The organism is Ruegeria sp. G10 (genome assembly GCF_056533645.1).
The window spans coordinates 1-19,703 of record NZ_JBQFOQ010000020.1; the positions used below are offsets into that span (position 1 = coordinate 1).

Here is a 19,703-nt window from a genome sequence, read left to right on the forward strand (position 1 = left end):
GCTGCGTGATCCACGACAAGGCCGCCGAAGTGTTCGAGAACCGCGTCTATCAGGCTGAGAAAGAAGGCGCAGAAATCCTCTATCACCCCGGTCGCCAGGGCGCGCTGCTGCCACCCATCGTGGTCGACAAGGTGCCCCATGACAGCGAACTGGTGATGGAAGAAACCTTCGGCCCCATCATCCCCATCGTCCGCGTACCCGACAACGACGAGCAGGTCATGGCGATCTCGAACTCCACCGAGTTCGGCCTCAGCTCAGGCGTCTGCACCAACGACCTGAACCGCGCCATCGCCTATATCAACGGGCTCAACGTGGGCACCTGCAACATCTGGGAACAACCCGGCTACCGCATCGAAATGTCCCCCTTCGGCGGCATCAAAGACTCCGGCAACGGCGTCAAAGAAGGCGTCATCGAAGCCATCAAGTTCTTCACTAACGTCAAAACATACTCCCTGCCATGGCCAAGGTGAGCAGGGAGGAGAGGCACCTGAATTTCTCCCTAACTCGCGGGGTCCTCAATGGGGCCTCGCGCTTTTGATTTCAGCGGATGCAAGCCAGAATCGAGGATCATATGTCAGTCAGCATCACCCACACCGAAGGCGAGTCCAACACCTCGGATGCGCGCAAATCGTGGTTGAAGTCGTCGATTGGCCCACGCTCTGCGCCGCTGCTGAAACGAGATTCAGATGCGTTTCTGCATCAAAGCCTGTCCAGCCCCTGCGTCAGTACGATCGCCAAGGCGGAAGGCATCTGGATCGAAGATATGGACGGCCGCCGTTACATGGATTTCCATGGTAATTCGGTCCATCACATTGGCTATGGTCACCCGCGTCTTGTCGAAGCGATTAAGGTCCAGCTGGATGATCTGCCCTTTGCGCCGCGTCGCTTCACCAATGATCCAGCGGTGGAATTGGCGGAAAAGCTGGCTGAGATCGCCCCCGGCGATCTGGGCAAGACCTTGTTCACCACTGGTGGGTCAGACGCCAACGAGGTGGCGCTGAAGATCGCGCGCGCCGCAACTGGCCGGTTCAAGACCGTCAGCTTCTGGGATGCGTTTCACGGGGCGGGCTTTGGCGCGGCCTCGGTCGGTGGCGAGGCCACGTTCCGCAGCCATATCGCCGGGCCGTTGATGCCGGGGGCCGAGCATGTGGCACCCTTCGCCTGCTATCGCTGCCCGTATAACCACGCCGGACCCGAAACCTGCGGTCTGGCCTGCGCCAAGATGGTTGAATTCGCCTTGGAGCGCGAGGGCGATGTGGCCGCCGTCATTGCGGAACCCATGCGCGCGGTGCCTTATGTGCCGCCGGCGGGGTTCTGGAAATCGGTGCGCGAGGCCTGCAACCGGCACGGCGCGCTACTGATTATGGATGAGATCCCGACCGGTCTGGGCAAGACCGGCAAGATGTTCGCTTTTGAGCATGATGAGATTGTGCCTGACATCGTGACCTTGGGTAAAGCTTTGGGTGGGGGCATCCTGCCCATCGCGGCTTGTGTTGCGCGCCGCGATCTGGATGTGTGCGGAGACTTTGCCATCGGGCATTACACCCACGAAAAGAACCCGGTGACCGCGCGCGCCGCGCTGACCACGATCCAGATCATCGAGGATGAGGGGCTGGTGGACCGTTCTGCCGAGCTTGGCGCACACGCGATGGGGCGGCTGCAAACCGAACTGGCAAAGATCGAGATCGCCGGAGATATCCGTGGCCGCGGCCTGATGTTTGGGGTCGAGATCGTCAAAAGCCGCAGCACACGCGAGGCCGACAATACCTGTGCCGAGCATATCTACTATGACTGCCTGAATGGCGGGGTGAGTTTCAAGATCAGTCAGGGCTGCGTGCTGACCTTGTCTCCGCCGCTGACCATTTCGCGGAATGATCTGGATCGGGCGCTGGATATCGTTATTGCGGCGATAAAGGCCCACGCTTGACGCTTTCGATCGCTCTGATTGTTCTGACGGCGGCATTCCTGCATGCGTTTTGGAATGCGGTGGTCAAAGGCGCAGGGGACAAAACCGTCACGCTGGCGATGATCGCGCTGGGGCATTTTGTGCCCGCCATGTTCGCGGTCTTCCTGGTTGTGCCGCCAGCGGCTGAGGCGATCCCCTATATGATCGCCTCGATCGTGGTGCATTGGTGTTATTTTTATCTGCTGAACGTCGGCTACAGCGCTGGTGATCTGAGCCTGATCTACCCGATCTCACGCGGGTTGGCCCCAGTACTGGTGGCGCTTATGGCGCAGCTTTTCATTGGCGAGACGCTCTCGATCCGGGCCTGGGGTGGTATCTTGTGCGTCTCGGCGGGCATATTGATGATCTCACGCGGAGTCTGGTCTGGAGGTCTGTCCCGATCGGGGCTGTTGGCGGCCTGTGGAATTGGCGTGATCGTCGCGTTCTACACTGTTGTGGACGGGATTGGCATACGCATTTCGGGCAGCGTCGGGGGGTATATCACTTGGCTGTTCTTGGCGAAGATCCTGATCGTTATCTTCATTTTTGGCACACGCTTCCCACGCGTTCGCGCAACCCCGCCCAAAGTGCTAATGCTTGGTTTTGCAGGGGGATTGGTTTCGGGTTTGGCCTATGCCCTGGTTTTGTATGCCAAATCCGCGGCGCCGCTTGGGATCGTTTCAGCCCTGCGTGAAACCTCGGTGGTTTTCGCCGCCTTGCTGGGGGTGATCTGGTTCGGAGAAGGGCCCAAGTTTCGTCGGATCATCGCCGCTCTGATCGTGGGCGCAGGTGTTGCAGCTATCGGGCTTTATGGCTGAACGGTCTGAAGCACCAATGCCTGTTTTGGGCGCTTGTGAATAGCAGGCGGTCCCAACGCCGCCCCCGCAGCGCTCCGATACCGTTTTTGTGGTTCTCAGGCTGCACCAGCACAGAGTGTTGTTCAACCGAGACCATACGTCTTTGTCCGGGCGTATTGAATGTGACTTGTGAAAATCACAAACCGCTGCCAGCCCGTGCTCAAGCCCGCATATGCGGATGTTCCTGCGCATGATAAGGATCGGGGTGACAACATACTGGCAACCCTTGCGGGCGTGCATCAGAGGATAAGAAAAGACTATGAAGATCGAACCTTTTGGCGTCGAAATCTGGATGGACGAATGGGAAACCAGATGCGCCTATAACCTGGCCGAGACCTGCGTCGAAAGCCTGACCATCGCCGAATTGCTGAAGCTTTCGGGTCGCAACTCTGACGATTTGTCCGAATTGCTGGGGCTGCAGATGACCTACGGAGCGATCCGGGGTTCGGACCGGCTGCGCGATGCGATCTGTGGCCTTTACAAACAGCAAACGCGCGAGAACATCATTGTCACCCATGGCACGATCGGTGCCAACATGCTGGTGCACAAAACACTGGTTGAACGTGGGGACCGGGTTGTGGCCGTTGTGCCGACCTACCAGCAGCATTATTCGATCCCGGCGAGTATCGGTGCAGAGGTGACCCAAATTCACCTGCGGGCCGAGAACGGCTATCTGCCTGATCTGGACGAACTCCGCGCCGCTGCGACACCTGGGACCAGGCTGATCGCGATCAACAATCCTAACAATCCGACAGGGGCCATGATGGACCGCGCCTTTTTGATTGAGGTTGTCAAAATCGCACGCGAGGCTGGCGCTTGGTTACTGTGTGACGAGGTGTATCGCGGCACCGAACAGGCGGGCTCTGGCCTGACGGATGCGGTGTCGGACCTTTATGAAAAAGGGATATCGACGTCGGGTATGTCCAAGGCATTTTCTCTGGCGGGTCTGCGGTTGGGGTGGATCGCAGCTGATCCTGAGTTAATCGAGGCTGTGTCGGTGCACAGGGACTACGACACCATCTCGGTCGGGATGATTGATGATCACTTTGCAGCGCTCGCACTGGAGCACTACGATAAGATATTGGCCCGTAGCCGAGCCATCACACGTGGTAACCTGGCAATCCTATCGGCTTGGGTCGAGCGTGAGCCGAGGATCAACTGGACCAAACCCCAGGCGGGGACGACCGCGCTGTTGCATTATGATCTTGATATCCCTTCGCGGACGTTCTGTGTTGAGCTGCTTCAGAAAACCGGTGTGATGTTCACGCCCGGGTCCGCCTTGGGGCTCGAAGGCTGTGTACGGATCGGTTACGCCAACAATCCGGCGATCCTTCGGGCGGGGCTGTCGAAGGTTTCGGCTTTCCTCGCCGAGTTTGGGTGATCAAGCGCCAATGCTGATCAGAAGAAGTGGGGGTATGGCTCCCGGATGGCTAGGGTGGGCCAACCTTGAATGATTAATTTATAGACACTAGCGCGCCTGAGCGCCCAAAACTTACGCAAATACGCTGTAGAGCCGTAGAGCCTGCGCCGGATAGATAGAGTTCTGCGGCTTGAACGGAAAAACAAATGGCGAAGTCCTTCGATCTGCAGGTGCGCCATAACACAGCTTGCCCCGATATTACCGACCCAATCGGCGCCACCGCCGCGTGCGCAGGGGTCGGTGCAGCTGAGTGCGAAGCGGTTGGGAAAACGCTCGGTTCTGGATGGGTTGCGTCAGGCGGGTTCGTTCAAATGCCTGTTCCCACGTGCAGATGGGGCGGCCCTGGATGCGGTATTGCTTAATACCGCAGGTGGTATTACCGGCGGTGACAAGTTTCGGTTTCATGGACGCGCGGGCAAAGGGACGACGCTCACGGTGACCACTCAGGCGTGCGAGCGTGCGTACAAAGCCATGCCGCAGCAGTCGGGCCAGATTGTGAACCACCTGGTCGTCGATGCCGGAGCGCGTTTGAACTGGTTGCCGCAAGAATTGATCTTGTTCGATGGCAGCGCTCTGGATCGGCACCTGCTTGTCGACCTTGCGCCGGATGCCGCCACCTTGCTGGTCGAACCGCTGATCTTCGGACGCAAAGCGATGGGGGAAACCCTGACGCAGGTCCGCCTGCGCGACCGGATTGAACTTCGGCGTGATGGTAAGCCGCTGTTTCTGGATGTGATGCGGTTCAGTGGCGATCTTGACTCTCATCTGAGCAGAGCAGCCATTGCGGGCGGCGCGGGTGCGATGGCGCTGGTCGTCTTGGTTTCTTCCAAAGCCGAAGCTCAATTGGACCGTGTGCGGCAAATACTGCCTGAGACAGCCGGCGCCACATTGATCCAACCGGATCTCATGGTCGTCCGGCTTCTGGCCGAAACCGGTTTTGCCCTGCGCCGAACACTGATGCCGGTTCTGCGCTGCCTGAACGATGGCTCTCTTCCCCTATGCTGGATGCTCTGACATGAATCTGACCCCACGCGAAAAAGACAAACTGCTGATCGCCATGGCCGCCGAGGTCGCCCGCAAACGGTTGGCGCGCGGGGTTCGGCTGAACCATCCCGAGGCGATTGCCCTGATCACCGATGCGGTGGTCGAAGGCGCGCGCGATGGCCGATCCGTCGCCGATATGATGCAGGCGGGGGCGGCGGTCATCACCCGCGATCAATGCATGGAAGGCGTGCCCGAGATGATCCATGAGGTTCAGGTCGAGGCAACCTTTCCTGACGGCACCAAACTGGTGACGGTACATAATCCCATTCGCTGAAAAGGAGGTCTGATATGACCCGCATGCTCTTTCCCGCCCTGATACTTGCTGGCCCAGCCGCCGCCCATAACAGCACTAACGTCCACGCCCACGGTTCAGACTACGCGACTTTGGGCGTCGGTCTTGCGGTTTTCGCGCTGGCCGTCATCGCATTGATGGTGAAGTTGAACAAATGATCCCGGGTGAGCTGTTCCCCGGCGAGGGTGAGATCACCCTGAATGCAAGCGCAAAGGCGATCACCCTGATGGTCGCCAATACTGGCGATCGCCCGGTTCAGGTCGGTTCACACTATCATTTCGCCGAAACCAACCCGGCGCTCGACTTTGACCGCGCTGCGGCCCACGGGCTGCGTCTGGACATCGCGCCGGGCACCGCCGTTCGGTTCGAGCCCGGTCAGGCACGCGAGGTCTCGCTGATCCCGATCGGAGGCGCGCGCAAGGTCTATGGGTTCAATCAAAAGGTCATGGGGTCGCTCTGATGCCGGCAACAATCAAACGTTCTGACTATGCCGCCATGTTTGGCCCCACCACCGGTGACAAACTGCGGCTGGCCGATACCGATCTGGTGATCGAGGTCGAGCGCGATCTAACCGCCGAACGCGCGGGTGCTGCCGCGACCGGGGGTACCGGCGACAATGCGCTGCTTTACGGTGAAGAGGTCAAATTCGGCGGCGGTAAGGTGATCCGCGACGGGATGGGTCAGTCTCAGGCTACGCGCGCCGAGGGAGCCGTGGATACGGTCATCACCAATGCGTTGATCGTGGATCATTCGGGTATCTACAAGGCGGATGTGGGCCTGAAAGACGGGCGCATCGCCAAAATCGGCAAGGCCGGGAACCCCGATACCCAACCCGGCGTGGATATCATCATCGGCCCCGGCACCGAGGCCATCGCGGGTGAGGGGCGTATTCTGACCGCTGGGGGCTTTGACAGCCACATCCACTTCATCTGCCCACAGCAGATCGAAGACGCGCTGCATTCCGGCCTGACCACCATGTTGGGCGGCGGTACCGGACCTGCCCATGGCACGCTGGCCACCACCTGCACGCCTGGTCCTTGGCATATCGGGCGCATGCTGCAGGCAGCCGATGCGTTTCCCATGAACTTGGCCTTTGCAGGCAAGGGGAATGCCTCGCTGCCCGCCGCGCTGGAGGAGCAGGTCAACGCCGGGGCCTGTGCCCTGAAACTGCACGAGGATTGGGGCACCACACCTGCCGCCATCGATTGTTGTCTCTCGGTTGCTGATGCGATGGATGTGCAGGTGATGATCCACACCGACACGCTGAACGAATCCGGCTTTGTCGAAAACACCGTTGCTGCCATGAAAGGCCGCACCATACATGCCTTCCACACCGAGGGCGCGGGCGGCGGCCACGCCCCGGACATCATCAAGATTTGTGGTGAAAGCCATGTTCTGCCCTCATCCACCAATCCGACAAGGCCCTTTACCGTCAACACGGTCGAGGAACATCTGGATATGCTGATGGTCTGCCATCATCTGGATAAATCCATCCCCGAGGATGTGGCCTTTGCCGAAAGCCGCATCCGGCGCGAAACCATTGCAGCCGAGGATATCCTGCACGACATGGGTGCGTTCAGCATCATCGCCTCGGACAGCCAGGCTATGGGCCGGGTCGGAGAGGTGCTGATCCGCACGTGGCAAACCGCTGACAAGATGAAGAAACAGCGCGGCCGCCTGCCCGAGGAAACGGGCGACAATGACAACCTGCGGGTTCGGAGGTACATCGCCAAATACACGATCAACCCTGCGATTGCACATGGCCTGAGCCACGAAATCGGTAGCATCAAGGAAGGCAAACGCGCTGATCTGGTCCTATGGAACCCCGCCTTTTTCGGAGTGAAGCCCGAGATGGTATTGCTAGGCGGAACCATTGCCTGTGCGCAGATGGGCGACCCGAATGCGTCTATCCCCACACCGCAACCGGTCTACAGTCGACCGATGTTCGGAGCCTACGGTCGCGCGGTTGAACGGTCTGCGATCACATTTGTGTCGGCAGCGGCGCAGGCAGCAGGGGTTGGAGAAACGCTTGGGTTGGCAAAGCAAACCGTCGCCGTGCAGAACACGCGCAACATCGGTAAGCGTGATTTGCTGTTGAACGACGCAACGCCCGAGATCGATGTTGATCCTGAAACCTACGAGGTCCGCGCCGATGGCGAATTGCTGACCTGCCAACCTGCCGAAGTGCTGCCCATGGCGCAGCGCTATTTCATGTTCTGAGACAAGAAGAAGGCCGAGATGACCACCGCTATCAAAACTGCTCGTATCTATCACGATCACCATCACGCTCAGGCTCATGCGCAGGTGTCTTTGGACTATGACGGACGATTCCTGCGCCGTAAAATGCTGGCTACCGATGAGGGCGAGACCTTTCTGGTCGATCTGGCGCAAACAAGATCGTTGGACCACGGCGGGGTGCTGGTCCTTGAGGACGGGCGCGAGATCGAGGTTGTTGCGGCGCCCGAAGACCTGCTGGAAGTAACGGGTGACAACCTGCTGAAGCTGGCCTGGCATATCGGCAACCGCCACACACCCTGTCAGATCGAGGATGGACGATTGTTGATCCAGCGGGACCACGTCATCCGCGACATGCTTGAAAAACTTGGGGCGCGCATAACAGAAACTGTCGAGCCCTTTACCCCTGAAGGTGGTGCCTATGGGCATGGCAGGACCCATGGCCACTCCCACTGATACCGAAATACTGACACTGGTTCAGTGGCTTTCACCCGCATATCCGGTGGGCGCTTTCGCCTATTCGCACGGGATGGAATGGGCCATCGAAAATGGTGCGGTTACATGCTCTGCCTCGGCAGGTCGCTGGGTTGAGGATGTTGTCGAACATGGCAGTGGATGGAATGACTGCTTGTTTCTTGCGTCCGCCTACAAGGCTTGTGCGCCCGACACGCTCGCGCATATTGATCAGACCGCGCGCGCGTTCAGCGCCTCGTCCGAGCGGTTGATGGAAACGCAATTACTGGGCCAAGCATTCAGCAGCGTGACCGGGGGCGTTTGGGACGTAAATCTGAACGATCTGACCTATCCGGTTGCCGTTGGCTACGCGGCGCGTCTTCAATCCCTGCCGTTGCGATTGACTGCGCAGATGTATCTGCAGGCATTCATGGCGAACCTGATCACCTGCGCGACACGGCTTGTGCCTTTGGGCCAGACCGATGCCCAACGCCTGATCCGCGATCTGACGCCGGTGTGCCAGCGGGTCGCCGAACAGGCGGTTGACGCGGGTCTCGATGCTCTGGGCGCGACAGCCTTCTTGTCGGACATAGCGTCGATGAAACACGAAACCCAGTATTCAAGGATGTTTCGCACATGAACAGCATGAACGGCCCACTGCGCGTGGGGATTGGCGGCCCGGTCGGCGCCGGAAAAACCACACTCACCGCCGCACTTTCCGAAGCCCTGCGAGACGTCTGTTCCGTGGGCGTCATCACCAACGATATCTACACGCAGGAGGATGCAGAGGCCCTGATGCGGATGCAGATCCTGCCGCAGGACCGCATCATCGGCGTAGAAACCGGCGGCTGCCCGCATACTGCGATACGCGAGGATGCCTCGATCAACCTCGCAGCGGTTGCTGAAATGCAGGCGCGGCATCCCGAACTGGATGTGGTGCTGATCGAAAGCGGCGGCGATAATCTGTCCGCCACGTTCAGCCCGGAACTCGCGGATATCACGCTCTACGTGATCGATGTGGCGGCGGGGGAAGAAATACCGCGAAAAGGTGGCCCGGCGATCACCAAGTCGGATGTTCTGATTATCAACAAAACGGACCTTGCACCCTATGTAGGGGCATCGCTTGAGGTCATGAACCGTGACGCCACAAAGATGCGCAATGGTCGGCCCTTTGTGTTTTCGTCTCTGCGCAAACGCGAAGGTATCGAGGAAATCGTATCTCTTGTTGCGCAGATAGGCGGGTTGAGTATTGGCCAAAAAGCCCGTGCGACCAGCGCCTGAGGTGCAGCGCAGGCTGATCGCATCGGGAATACAACAGTTTTGTCTCGAACGGGCACCAAGATCGAATGGTGCCGTGCCTTGGGCCATAATCGTTCAATGCACGTCTCATTTGGCCGTGCTGTCCGAGACGTCCCTACTCGAATAAATAGCTTGGGAACTGGCTGAGACCGCGATCCGATGAAAACGCCTGTTGGATCGGCTGTTGAACACCGTCCAAACTGCAATTGTCATAGAATTCAAGATCTTGAGACAGTTTTTGCATCGCATCCGCACGGTCGGGTTTTTCTAAGAAAGGGGCGTGTGTGGACAGGTAGAATGCAGGGCGCTGCGTCTGCAACCACGTGCGCAGATATGGAACCAGCGCGAACTCGGCACCCTCGACATCCATTTTGACCAACGAAACGCTGCTGAGGTCTGCAGCGTTCCTGAATGTCTCCCAAGAGAGGCTCAGGACATCCGAGCCCTGGCTGGTATCGCCCAGCACCGAGGTCATGGAGTCACCAGGCTCTCCACCCAGGCTGGCCATGCGCATCACACCGGTTTCATGCCACAAGGCTGCTCCGAAAGCGGATACATTGGTAATCCCGTTCAATTCGAGATTCCAAATCAGATAGCGATAGGCCACGGGGTCAGGCTCGAAACACCATACGTGCCGTGCACGGCGGGCGGCATAAAGGACGGTCGCCCCGGCCCATGCGCCGATATCGAGATAGTCTTGATCAGGCGAAAGGTACTTGTCCAGAACTGCAAAGGTCTCGGGCTCCCAGTCTCCTGCGGTTGCTTTGCGCCAGAATTTGGAATGGTAGGGATCAAGGCGGAACGGATCACCGTTCAGGCGACCGTTGTAATACCCCCGGGCGCGATAGAACATTTTTCTGAAATTTGTGAACATCCGCAGCCTCAGATTTGTTGTCCCGATCTGTTTTGCACAACTGGACGCAGCACCCAAGCGCAGGTTATTCAATCTAGCTTGAGCGAGAGCAGTTGCAGTTCGGTGTAAAGATGATCCAGCTCGGGTCCGTTCAGGCTTTTGGATTTCACAAAACGGGGTGCCGGCAGCTTGATGCGCGTGCCGTCAAGCGGCTGGCCGCCGCAGAACCGTTGGTCAGCGGACAGAACCGCGTCGTCCGAGGGCAACAGCTTGTTGGCGATGTCCTGTCCAAACCGGGTCAGAAAGCCGTCCTTGGGCGTGCGTATATACAGCACATCCCACCATGGCTGATCTGCACCCTTCTTGGTGACCGAGAACATGGCAAAGCTCTCTCCTTCAGGATGTTGCATCAGCACGGGCCGTACGCCATAGCGCAGCATATCCCGGACGTAACGTTTTTCATGTGCGCGAAGATGCGGCTCCATTTCTGCCGGATCGGTGATTACGGTCAACACGTTTGACCCTGCGTCGCGCCTCTGCCAGTCCCAGCGGTAGTCGTCCAGCGAGGCGAATCCGCAAGCACGCAATGCCGCCATGGTGCGCGGATTGCTCGTGCTGGTCATGCTTGTGTAGTGCCGCTCGGGGTCGGCGGTGGCCTTCATCATCAGCAGCAATCCGGCGCTGCCGCGATACTCTTTTTCGACATACCACGCGCACATATTCGTCAGTTTCAGCCGACCTTCGGGCAGAGCGCGTTCCGAATGCACCGCGCCCAAATAGCCAACGATACGCCCATCTGCCTCGGCCACGTAGCCATAGTTGGGTTTGGGCATATTCCAATCATAATCGAAGATGCCCCGCCAACGTTCCGGCGATAGCTTTGAGTTCATTTTGCCATGCAGCAACGCGACCGCAGCTTCGGTGTCTTCTTTCTGGGCGGGCCTGACGATCATGGGGCAAAGATGTCCTCTGGCGATGGGAACCGGGCTGACGGGTGTTCGGAAAGGAGCGACAGGAGCGTTTCGCAGAAAGTCCACGTGGCTGCGTCGTGATCGATATGATGGGTCAAAAGCCCGGTGGGCTCGCGCGGATCAACTGTTCCGGCTCGACGGGATGCAAGATGGCTGGTGATGAATGAAACCGATTTGGCGGTGCCGGTAAACCGTGCGCCGCCTTTCCATTTGATCGGGTCACAATGGCTGTTTACAAGGCGCAGCCCTGGTGCCGCTTCGGGCGCCGGACGCGCATCGCATAAAGAAAGCGCACTAAATCCCAGCATTGTCAGCTTCTGCGTCACGGTGGGGTCTATCCTGTTCCATGGTGGCACCATGACAGATAGGAACCGGCGGGCTCCAAAGAGCCCCAGCAAGATATCTCGGCCCCGCCGCAGTTCGGCCAGTACATCCTGGAGCGGTCTGTGGCGACCCAATTCCCACGCGCCTTTGTCGCCACTGCCTTTGGCATGGTTGATATGAGCATAGCCATGCTGCGCGACATACGCCGTTGGACAGTTCAGAACGGCCTCGGCATAGGCCGCGTCCGAGGTCGCTGGGATCGAGGCCAGAACGATTGGTGCTTTCATTTGCTGCGACAGTGACAGCAAGCGTGCAAGGCGCGGCCCTGTGCGCGATGCATCATCGTCGCGCCACCAGAACGTGGCCGTCCGACCCAGCGCCTGCCATTGGTCAAGCTCGGCTTCAAGGGCGGTCCACGCTTCTGCGTCCGTCTGCACGTCGGTAGGATGTGTAGAGTTGTTGCCCTGCATGGCATCGCGACCTTGTGGTTCGTGTATCAACCCAATTGCTATTACAATGGGTCCAAAGACGCCATTCACAAAAGCTGGGATGTCAGGCCGCATCGCGATGGCATCAAAGGTAAACTGTCCGGGTCGAGTTTCATTTTCCGGGTCTTGGCGATAAGAGGTGCAAACCAAGAACTCTGATCAGGTGGCCAAGGCAAACTCATGATCCTGTACGACCAGACCAACAGCGCGTTTCTGGACAGCCTCGAACGGCTTTGGCAGCCCGGCACAGACACGTTCGCAGTTTTGCCGCAGCAATTTGATCAGGATGAGACCTGGATCGAAGGTGCGCTGCGGGCGCTGCCGGACCCATTGCGCCGCGATCATGTGTTGCTGAGCACATCGGGTTCGACCGGAGCGCCCAAGCTGCTGGTCGCAAGCCGCACACGCGCAAGCGCAATCGCCGACCAGATCGGAAAACTGCAAGGTGTAGCCAAAGGTGACACGGCTGTTGTGACTCTGCCGCTGAGCTATTGCTTTTCGTTTGTGAACCAATGGGTCTTGTCGCAATCAATCGGGTTACCTCTGGCTTTCGCGCGGCTGTCCGACCCCGGCAAACTCGTCGGGGTCCTGAACGACAGCGAACGGGCGCTGATTTGCCTGGTGGCGGCGCAGGTGCCTCTGCTGAAAGCGCTGGGGGGCGGGTCCTTTCCGCGGGTCAAAACGGTTGCGTTTGCAGGCAGTCCATTTCCGTGGGCGCATAGCGCTGACCTTGCAAAGCTGTTCCCGAATGCGCGGTTCTTTGACAACTACGGCTGTGCCGAAGCCATGCCGCGACTTGCCATAAAAGATGTCACCACAAACGTGCGGTCTCAAAGCACACCACCTTCCGGTCAATTAGGCCCTCTTCTGTCAGGCGTTTCGTTTCGCAAATCCGAGACAGGCGAGTTGATGTTCCATAGCCCATACGCCGCGCTTGGTACTGTGACGCCCGAGGGCTATGTGCCGTTTGCAGATGATGGATGGATCGGGACCGGCGACCGGGCCGAGCAGGACGAAACGGGCCTGTGGCAGCTACAAGGCCGCACGAATGAAGTCTTCAAACGCCATGGTGAGAAAGTTTCGCTGCTGCGCCTGAGCAGCTCGATTGAGGCAGCCTGGCAACAGGAATACGCACTTGTTCCGGCTTTTGATCGCGCGGGCGAACCCGGTGTTCAGCTTTTTCTGTCGGGACACGCCGATCGTGCAATCGCGCGCGCTGTCCTACAAGCCATTCGGGCGACGCATCCGCGGGCGCATTGGCCCTTGCAGATCATTCGCGTTGACAACCTGCCGAGACTGAGCAATTCAAAAATTGACCTGAAGGCCCTTAAGGGGCTGCCAGACAAGGAAATCCTCTGGGATCAGCGCGTTTGAAAGGAACGGATGTTCATGACCAATCTCGAAAAACTTCAGGACCTGCTGGAGGATGTTCTGTTGCTGGAGGATGGGCAATTCTCTCGTGATTTGACCCGCGACGGATTAGCGACCTGGGACTCGATGGCAACTGTCGCGGTTGCGATCGGCATCGAAGAGGTTTTTGGGCATCATCCTAGCGAAGAAGAGGCGATCGCCCTGTCCAGCGTCGCCGATATTGTCGGTTTCCTGCAAGCTCGGGGTGTCGTATTTGATTGAATGCACCCCGCGCCTTGAACCGTCAGAATTGGTTGATCTGATTTCAGGTCAGAAAGTAGTCATGACGGGCCGAACCGCGACGGCGGCGCGGGTTCCGGCTTTGGCGTCTCTGCAAGTGGTTGATGTATTCGATGACATTCCAATGGACACCAAACTGCTGGTTGTTTTGGGTGGGGGGACGCGCATTGATGCCGCAAAAGCGTGGCGGGCGCGCAGCCGCCCGGAATGTAAGCTTCTTGCCATCGCGACGCGCTTTGGCAGCGGCGCTGAGGCCAACGATATTGCGGTTCTGGACAATCAGGGTGCCAAAACTGTTTTGAAAGGGCCTGAGTTCCGTCCCGATTTCAGGGCGTATCTGCCCTTCGCGCTGGACAGTTTGAGTGACGAGGATATCGCCTGGTCCGTCGGAGATTCCCTCACTCATGCTCTGGAAGGATTGCTGTCACCTCTGGCAACTGCCGCAGTACGGCAGAGTCTTTCGGATCTGGTGCATCGCATGCTGAGGCTGGGTGTGACGACCGACCCTGAATGGTTCGAACTCAGCGCGTTGGCAAGCGCCGGACAGGCGCAGTCATCCGTCGGACTGGTGCACGGGTTGGCGCATGTGCTCGAGGCGCCCGCGCGCGCCGAAATGGTGCGACTGGGCCGAAGCGACAGTTTGGGTCATGCGCGGATGTGCTCGGGGTTTCTGGCGCCTGTTCTGCGTTATAACTTTATGCGCTCGGGCAAGGCGGCTGAACATCTGGATGTTGCAGGCATCGATAAAGATGCGCTGCTGGCATTCGCAAGCGCGCTTTCCGGCCCGGCGTTGCGCCTACCGCTGGATTGGCCCGCTCTGATCCGGCAGAACTGGAAGCTGATACTGCGCGATATGTGCACACGTACGAATGTTGCCACAGTACGCCCCGGCACTCTTGATGATCTGATTGCGCAGGTTCAAAACCAATGAGCGATCTTCTGGACATGCCAGTTTACGGGGTTCGTGACGACGCCGCTTTTCTGACGGAAATGAACCGGATCACACAGTTCCACCAAACGCACTGCCCCGAGTATGCGCGTATCTTTCCGGATTTTTCGCCAGTCGGCCGGGTTGAAGACTTGCCGTTTCTTCATGTCTCGACATTCAAGCATGTGCGTTTTCGAACCCAGGACGGTTCGATCCGGCACGAGCGTGTCCTGAACTCGTCCGCCACGTCGTCCGATGTGTCAAGTCAGATCGCTTTGGACCGCTACAGTAGCGACCTGCAGGCCAAAAGCAGTCAGGCGATCCTGGCCGATTACATCGACGGCCAGAAACGACCTCTGATCATATTGGATACGAAGTCCGCGTTGGTGCAGCGCGGAACGGTAAGCGCGCGTATCGCGGCGGGGCTTGCGTTGCGTCCTTTTGCAACCAAGCTGTATTTCGGGCTGGCATCGCAGGAACAGGATAGTCCGGTCCTATGGGACCATTTGGAAGATGCCCTGCACAGCAATGATGCGGTCGTGGTTTATGGCTTCACCTGGGTATTGTGGCGGCTTTGGGCGGGGAACGATATGCCATCGCACATCGCCAAACGACTGCGCGAGGTCCAGATCACCTATGTGCATAGTGGTGGTTGGAAAAAGCTTGAGGCCGCGCGTGTTTCCAAAGGGGCTATGACGCAAAAGCTGCTGGGTATCTCTGGCCCCGGGTCATGTGTGGTGGATTACTATGGGTTGGTTGAACAAAACGGCATAGTCTACCCGGAATGCGCGGCCGGGTGGCGGCATGTCCCGGTATGGGCGGACGTGCTGGGCCGCGACCCATTTGATCATGGTCTGGTCTATGATGCCCCGGCGCAATTGCAGTTGATGAATGTGACGCCAAGGGGCAGCCCCTACCACAATGTGCTGACCGAGGATCAAGGCGAGGTCAGCACCAATCCGTGTCCATGTGGCCGCACCGGTCGCCGATTCAAGTTGCTTGGGCGCTTGCTCAAGACAGAGACGCGGGGTTGCGCAAATGTCTGATCCGGTGCTTGTTCCCCATAGTTTCCGCGACGCAAGCGACCGCATCATCGACGTTGCGCTGCCTTTCGCGCTGGATGCTCTGTGTGATGAGTATGACGACATAACAGCACGCATGGCGCGGCGGGGTGCCCCCGCCGCATTTAGCCGCGATGAGTGGGGGTATTTGCTGAGTTTCATGCGCGGAGCAAGCTTGCGTGCAGTCTTCACCAACAGTTTTGGCTCCCGTTGTGACGGACAAGCCAAGATGCCCTATCGCATGGCGCGCCCGCGTTCGAATATAGCAGTCTGGTTGCCGAACAATGTAAGCCTGCTTGGTCCGCTTGCGGCCATCCTTTGTCTTCTGACTGGCGCTCGCGTTCTGGCCAAAGCAGGTCAGGCGTCAGTCAATCTGACAGCCGCACTGCGAGAGGAGATCCTGAACGCTGGCGCCGGGCCTCTTCTGACCCGCCTTTGGACAGACAATCTGATAACCGAGTGTTTTGACCGATACGACCCGCGCAACAAAGACTGGTCTTTGACCGCTGATGCGCGGGTATTCTTTGGCAGTGATATGGCAGCTTTGGCGGTCGAGGCCTTGCCACACAAAGCAGGTAAGCCGTTTTTTGCCTTCCGAGATCAAAGTTCTTTGGTTTGGGCAGAGCCATCGGCGATTGATGATACTGCTCTGGAAACGTTGTTGCGTGTGTTCAGGGTTTATGGGAAGGCGGGCTGCACGTCGCCGCAGAGCCTTGTGCTGATCGATGGAACAGCCGAACAGGCGACAGCCATAGCCGATCGCATGAAAGCGCTGTGCGACAACCGGATCACGACACGTCCACCGGTGCATATCGCGTCCGACACTTTCATGGCAGAACAGGTTGCGCGCGCCGAAGGCAGCTATGCAGCGCGCGCATCGAATGGCAGCGCGGTATTTGTCGCAGGTGGCGCGTCATCCGGGGGCACGCCAGGGCTCATGAGTTTACGTATTATGGCTCAAACTCGTGAAGCCGCCATTGCTTTGCTTCCGGACAATATCCAGACTGTTGGATATATCGCGACACCAGATACCGTTCGGACGTGGTCGCGCGCGCTGTTTGACAGCCGGGTACTTCGTTTGGTGCCTGTTGGTGCGATGCATCATTTTGGACCGTTCTGGGACGGTCAGGACTTCTGGCGCGGGCTTTTCCTACAATCAGAGATCGGGGCCTGATTGCTCTAGGTCTAGCGCGCGCGGATTGCATAGGTGGGCCTACCATTCAGGCCCGGGCCCACCCGCAAAGGTATGATGTGCTAGGTGTTATTGCTGTCTGTCGCCTCGCCGACGCCCACGCCGACATAGTTGTCAAAGCCGGCACCCAGCACCATGGTTGAAGAATAGATATTGCGCAGGTCGACCATGCGTGCAGTTTTCATCGCGTCTGCCAGATCGCTCAGGTTCAACGCGCGAAATTCGTTCCACTCGGTCAGCAGCACAACGGCATCAGCATCTTTCGCGGCGGCATAGGGGTCGTCCATCCAGTGAACACCGGGCAGAAGATCTTCACCTTCTGAACGGCCCTGTGGGTCAACAACGCGCACCTGCGCGCCTCCTCCGATCAGTGCGGGGACGATGGTCAACGAAGGTGCGTCGCGCATGTCATCGGTGTTGGGTTTGAAGGTCACGCCGAGTACGGCAATGGTTTTGCCATTGAAGCTGTCATCGCAGGCTTCGCGGATCTTGTCGATCATGCGCTTTTTCACCTCGTCGTTGACGCGCATCACGGTCTCGGTGATTTGCATCGGATAGGCGTGGTCCTGACCAATCCGCGCCAAGGCTGCCGTGTCTTTTGGAAAGCAGGATCCGCCATATCCCGGGCCGGCATGCAGGAACTTGTTTCCAATACGTCCGTCCAGCCCGATGCCGCGGGCGACCTCTTTGACGTCGCCGCCGGCCCGTTCGCACAGGCCCGCGATCTCATTGATAAAGGTAATCTTCGTTGCCAGAAACGCGTTTGCAGCGTATTTGATCATCTCGGCGCTTTCCAAATCTGTGGTCAGGATTGGGAAATCACGCAGATAAAGAGGGCGATAGATCTCGGCCATCACTTCGGCAGCGCGCTCACTTTCAACGCCGACGACCACTCGATCAGGGCGCATGAAGTCGTCGATCGCTGCACCTTCGCGCAGGAATTCGGGGTTCGAGGCCACGTCAAACGCAGCTTTGGGATTGGCGGCAGAGACAACCTGTTGGACCTGACGGTTGGTGCCAACGGGAACGGTCGATTTGGTCACGACAACGGTATAGTCAGTGATCGCTTTGGCGATTTCCTCTGCAGCGGCCATGACAAAGGTCAGGTCGGCATGTCCGTCACCGCGGCGCGTCGGCGTACCCACGGCGATGAACACGGCGTCGGCCCCGTCAACCGCACTGGCAAGATCGGTGGTAAAACTCAAACGACCAGCGGCTACGTTCTTCGTCATCAGAACGTCAAGGCCCGGTTCGTAAATCGGAACCTCTCCGGCTTGCAGCATTTCAATCTTGCGGGCGGATTTGTCGACGCAGATCACATCATGACCAAAATCCGAAAAGCAAACGCCTGAGACCAGTCCGACATACCCGGTGCCGATCATTGCAATACGCATATTTCAAATCCTTCTATGCGGCGGGCTGCTGTCTGGCAGACCCCTGCCGGGCGGAGTGTCCGCCACCTTTATCCCTGACCAAAACCGCGCTGGTTGTCAGGCGATCTGATCCTTCGTAACGAGAAACGTGCGTTTGCGCGCCCTTAGCCTCTTTGGAGACGAATAAGCGCGAACACCTTAAGGGATCAAGGCGATTTTATCCGCAACCCGTGGTAATGGCGACGGATCCTGCGAAAGGGGCGGACTATGGCCGACCTTCGCGCAAAGGGGTGGTCAACCCGCCATCAGTGTCCTGCCGGATTTCTGATCGCTGGGCGACAGCCCGAACTTGCGCGAGTACTCTCGACTGAACTGCGTCGGGCTTTCATATCCCACGTCATAGGCCGCCGAGGCCACGGATGTGTTGCCGGATTGAAGCAAACGTCGGGCTTCGAGCAGGCGCAGGTCTTTCTGGTACTGCAGCGGAGTCGTGGCGGTCACAGCTTTGAAATGTTCGTGAAAGGCCGAAAGACTCATGCCGGATTCAGTGGCCAGATCTGCGACCGGGATACTGGTTTTATAGTTCCTTCGAATGAAGGCGATTGTCTTTGAGATACGGCTCGCAGGGCTTTCGTGCCGCAACAGCTGGCGCAGCATGGCGCCATGTTGCGCGCGCAACAGGCGGAAGTGGATTTCCTTCAGGACGAGCGGTGCCAGCGCGCGGGCCTCGACCCGATCGTGCGACAGGCGATAAAGGCGCGCCACCGCGTCGATCAGTGCCTGATCCGAGGCGGCAACGTCCAGTGTTCGGGCGTCGCCGTCCTGCACCTCGCCGATCTCGTCGACCAGACTGCGCACCATCGCAAGATCCAGCGTCAGCGCCAGCGCTGCGTAAGGTTCTTCGGTGCTGGCTTTGATGACGGCGGCCTCGACCGGTACCGCATGGCTGACGATCAAGGTGTCACCTGCGCCATAGCGGATCACGCGGCCGCCAATATAGGCCTCTTTCGCGCCTTGCAGCACCAGACACATCACGGGTTCGTAGAACCCAGCGGCGCATTCGGTGGTTTGATCATTACAGAACGCATATAGCCCATCGACCCCGGTGGTACATCCCACGCCCATCGCGCCGTTAGATTGAACCAGTTCGAATACGTCAGAAACCAGATCCGTCGGTACCATCGCCAACCCTCCTGTCCTTCGAGATATAAAGGTTTCGCGCAGTCTGAAAACAACCAACCAACACCTGCCGGAGGATTGGGCAGATCATTCGGAGAATAAGGCAGTGGCTTTCGGCTGCAGAGCGCTAGGTTTGTAA

22 protein-coding genes are annotated in these 19,703 nt (G+C 58.5%); 17 read left to right on the forward strand and 5 right to left on the reverse strand.

What is annotated here, in order from left to right; all coding sequences use genetic code 11:
- The 12 genes from ACR0KM_RS20425 to ureG all read left to right on the forward strand — a co-directional run.
- Nucleotides 1–470 (forward strand): aldehyde dehydrogenase family protein (locus ACR0KM_RS20425; RefSeq protein ID WP_480865558.1); only part of this gene is annotated, 470 nt, incomplete at its 5' end.
- Between the two features lie 101 nt (nucleotides 471–571).
- On the forward strand, nucleotides 572–1,927 hold the full coding sequence (gene pbfA / locus ACR0KM_RS20430) for a (R)-1-hydroxy-2-aminoethylphosphonate ammonia-lyase (protein ID WP_480858497.1): 1,356 nt from the start codon (nucleotides 572–574) through the stop codon (nucleotides 1,925–1,927).
- The gene (locus ACR0KM_RS20435) at nucleotides 1,924–2,763 is read left to right on the forward strand and encodes an EamA family transporter (protein WP_480858499.1); all 840 of its coding nucleotides are present in this window, start codon (nucleotides 1,924–1,926) and stop codon (nucleotides 2,761–2,763) included. The genes pbfA and ACR0KM_RS20435 overlap by 4 nt, the downstream gene beginning before the upstream one ends.
- 298 nt (nucleotides 2,764–3,061) lie before the next feature.
- On the forward strand, nucleotides 3,062–4,183 hold the full coding sequence (locus tag ACR0KM_RS20440) for an aminotransferase (RefSeq protein WP_480858501.1): 1,122 nt from the start codon (nucleotides 3,062–3,064) through the stop codon (nucleotides 4,181–4,183).
- Between the two features lie 279 nt (nucleotides 4,184–4,462).
- The gene (locus ACR0KM_RS20445) at nucleotides 4,463–5,236 is read left to right on the forward strand and encodes an urease accessory protein UreD (RefSeq protein ID WP_480858503.1); all 774 of its coding nucleotides are present in this window, start codon (nucleotides 4,463–4,465) and stop codon (nucleotides 5,234–5,236) included.
- Nucleotide 5,237: 1 nt separating this feature from the next.
- A complete protein-coding gene (locus tag ACR0KM_RS20450; protein WP_480821029.1) occupies nucleotides 5,238–5,540 on the forward strand; it encodes an urease subunit gamma in 303 nt (100 codons plus the stop codon).
- 14 nt (nucleotides 5,541–5,554) lie between these two features.
- Nucleotides 5,555–5,716: a hypothetical protein gene (locus tag ACR0KM_RS20455; protein WP_480858505.1), complete on the forward strand. Its 162-nt coding sequence runs from the start codon at nucleotides 5,555–5,557 to the stop codon at nucleotides 5,714–5,716.
- Nucleotides 5,713–6,018, forward strand: a complete 306-nt coding sequence (locus tag ACR0KM_RS20460; RefSeq protein WP_480821025.1) for an urease subunit beta — start codon at nucleotides 5,713–5,715, stop codon at nucleotides 6,016–6,018. The genes ACR0KM_RS20455 and ACR0KM_RS20460 overlap by 4 nt, the downstream gene beginning before the upstream one ends.
- A complete protein-coding gene (gene ureC / locus ACR0KM_RS20465; protein ID WP_480858507.1) occupies nucleotides 6,018–7,778 on the forward strand; it encodes an urease subunit alpha in 1,761 nt (586 codons plus the stop codon). Before ACR0KM_RS20460 ends, ureC begins: the two co-directional genes overlap by 1 nt.
- Nucleotides 7,779–7,796: 18 nt before the next feature.
- Nucleotides 7,797–8,249 carry an urease accessory protein UreE gene (gene ureE / locus ACR0KM_RS20470; protein ID WP_480821021.1) on the forward strand — a complete coding sequence of 151 codons (453 nt, stop codon included), beginning with the start codon at nucleotides 7,797–7,799 and terminating at the stop codon, nucleotides 8,247–8,249.
- Nucleotides 8,233–8,886, forward strand: coding sequence for an urease accessory protein UreF (locus ACR0KM_RS20475; protein WP_480821019.1), 654 nt, complete (start codon nucleotides 8,233–8,235; stop codon nucleotides 8,884–8,886). The genes ureE and ACR0KM_RS20475 overlap by 17 nt, the downstream gene beginning before the upstream one ends.
- Entirely contained in the window at nucleotides 8,883–9,527 is a 645-nt protein-coding gene (ureG, locus tag ACR0KM_RS20480) for an urease accessory protein UreG (protein WP_480821017.1), read from the forward strand. The genes ACR0KM_RS20475 and ureG overlap by 4 nt, the downstream gene beginning before the upstream one ends.
- A 133-nt stretch (nucleotides 9,528–9,660) precedes the next feature.
- Here the strand turns inward: ureG and ACR0KM_RS20485 are convergent, their stop codons facing one another.
- The 3 genes from ACR0KM_RS20485 to ACR0KM_RS20495 form a co-directional block, all read right to left on the reverse strand.
- Nucleotides 9,661–10,419, reverse strand: a complete 759-nt coding sequence (locus tag ACR0KM_RS20485) for an FkbM family methyltransferase (RefSeq protein WP_480858509.1) — start codon at nucleotides 10,417–10,419, stop codon at nucleotides 9,661–9,663.
- Nucleotides 10,420–10,487: 68 nt separating this feature from the next.
- A complete protein-coding gene (locus ACR0KM_RS20490; RefSeq protein ID WP_480858512.1) occupies nucleotides 10,488–11,351 on the reverse strand; it encodes a GNAT family N-acetyltransferase in 864 nt (287 codons plus the stop codon).
- A complete protein-coding gene (locus ACR0KM_RS20495; protein WP_480858513.1) occupies nucleotides 11,348–12,163 on the reverse strand; it encodes a polysaccharide deacetylase family protein in 816 nt (271 codons plus the stop codon). Before ACR0KM_RS20495 ends, ACR0KM_RS20490 begins: the two co-directional genes overlap by 4 nt.
- A gap of 198 nt (nucleotides 12,164–12,361) precedes the next feature.
- On the opposite strand from ACR0KM_RS20495, the gene ACR0KM_RS20500 reads away from it, so the two are divergent.
- The 5 genes from ACR0KM_RS20500 to ACR0KM_RS20520 all read left to right on the forward strand — a co-directional run bounded on the left by ACR0KM_RS20500 (nucleotide 12,362) and on the right by ACR0KM_RS20520 (nucleotide 16,994).
- Complete coding sequence (locus ACR0KM_RS20500) at nucleotides 12,362–13,555, forward strand: AMP-binding protein (protein ID WP_480858516.1); 1,194 nt, start codon at nucleotides 12,362–12,364, stop codon at nucleotides 13,553–13,555.
- A 15-nt stretch (nucleotides 13,556–13,570) separates the two neighbouring features.
- Nucleotides 13,571–13,813 carry a hypothetical protein gene (locus tag ACR0KM_RS20505; RefSeq protein WP_480858517.1) on the forward strand — a complete coding sequence of 81 codons (243 nt, stop codon included), beginning with the start codon at nucleotides 13,571–13,573 and terminating at the stop codon, nucleotides 13,811–13,813.
- Between the two features lie 61 nt (nucleotides 13,814–13,874).
- Entirely contained in the window at nucleotides 13,875–14,762 is an 888-nt protein-coding gene (locus ACR0KM_RS20510; RefSeq protein WP_480858519.1) for an iron-containing alcohol dehydrogenase, read from the forward strand.
- Nucleotides 14,759–15,805, forward strand: a complete 1,047-nt coding sequence (locus ACR0KM_RS20515; RefSeq protein WP_480858521.1) for a LuxE/PaaK family acyltransferase — start codon at nucleotides 14,759–14,761, stop codon at nucleotides 15,803–15,805. Before ACR0KM_RS20510 ends, ACR0KM_RS20515 begins: the two co-directional genes overlap by 4 nt.
- Nucleotides 15,798–16,994 carry an acyl-CoA reductase gene (locus tag ACR0KM_RS20520; RefSeq protein WP_480858523.1) on the forward strand — a complete coding sequence of 399 codons (1,197 nt, stop codon included), beginning with the start codon at nucleotides 15,798–15,800 and terminating at the stop codon, nucleotides 16,992–16,994. Before ACR0KM_RS20515 ends, ACR0KM_RS20520 begins: the two co-directional genes overlap by 8 nt.
- A gap of 80 nt (nucleotides 16,995–17,074) precedes the next feature.
- Here ACR0KM_RS20520 and ACR0KM_RS20525 read toward each other — a convergent pair whose 3' ends face one another.
- Together ACR0KM_RS20525 and ACR0KM_RS20530 are read right to left on the reverse strand one after the other, a co-directional pair.
- Nucleotides 17,075–18,406, reverse strand: coding sequence for a UDP-glucose dehydrogenase family protein (locus ACR0KM_RS20525; RefSeq protein WP_480858525.1), 1,332 nt, complete (start codon nucleotides 18,404–18,406; stop codon nucleotides 17,075–17,077).
- Between the two features lie 273 nt (nucleotides 18,407–18,679).
- On the reverse strand, nucleotides 18,680–19,567 hold the full coding sequence (locus ACR0KM_RS20530) for an AraC family transcriptional regulator (RefSeq protein WP_480858527.1): 888 nt from the start codon (nucleotides 19,565–19,567) through the stop codon (nucleotides 18,680–18,682).
- Nucleotides 19,568–19,703 lie beyond the last annotated feature (136 nt).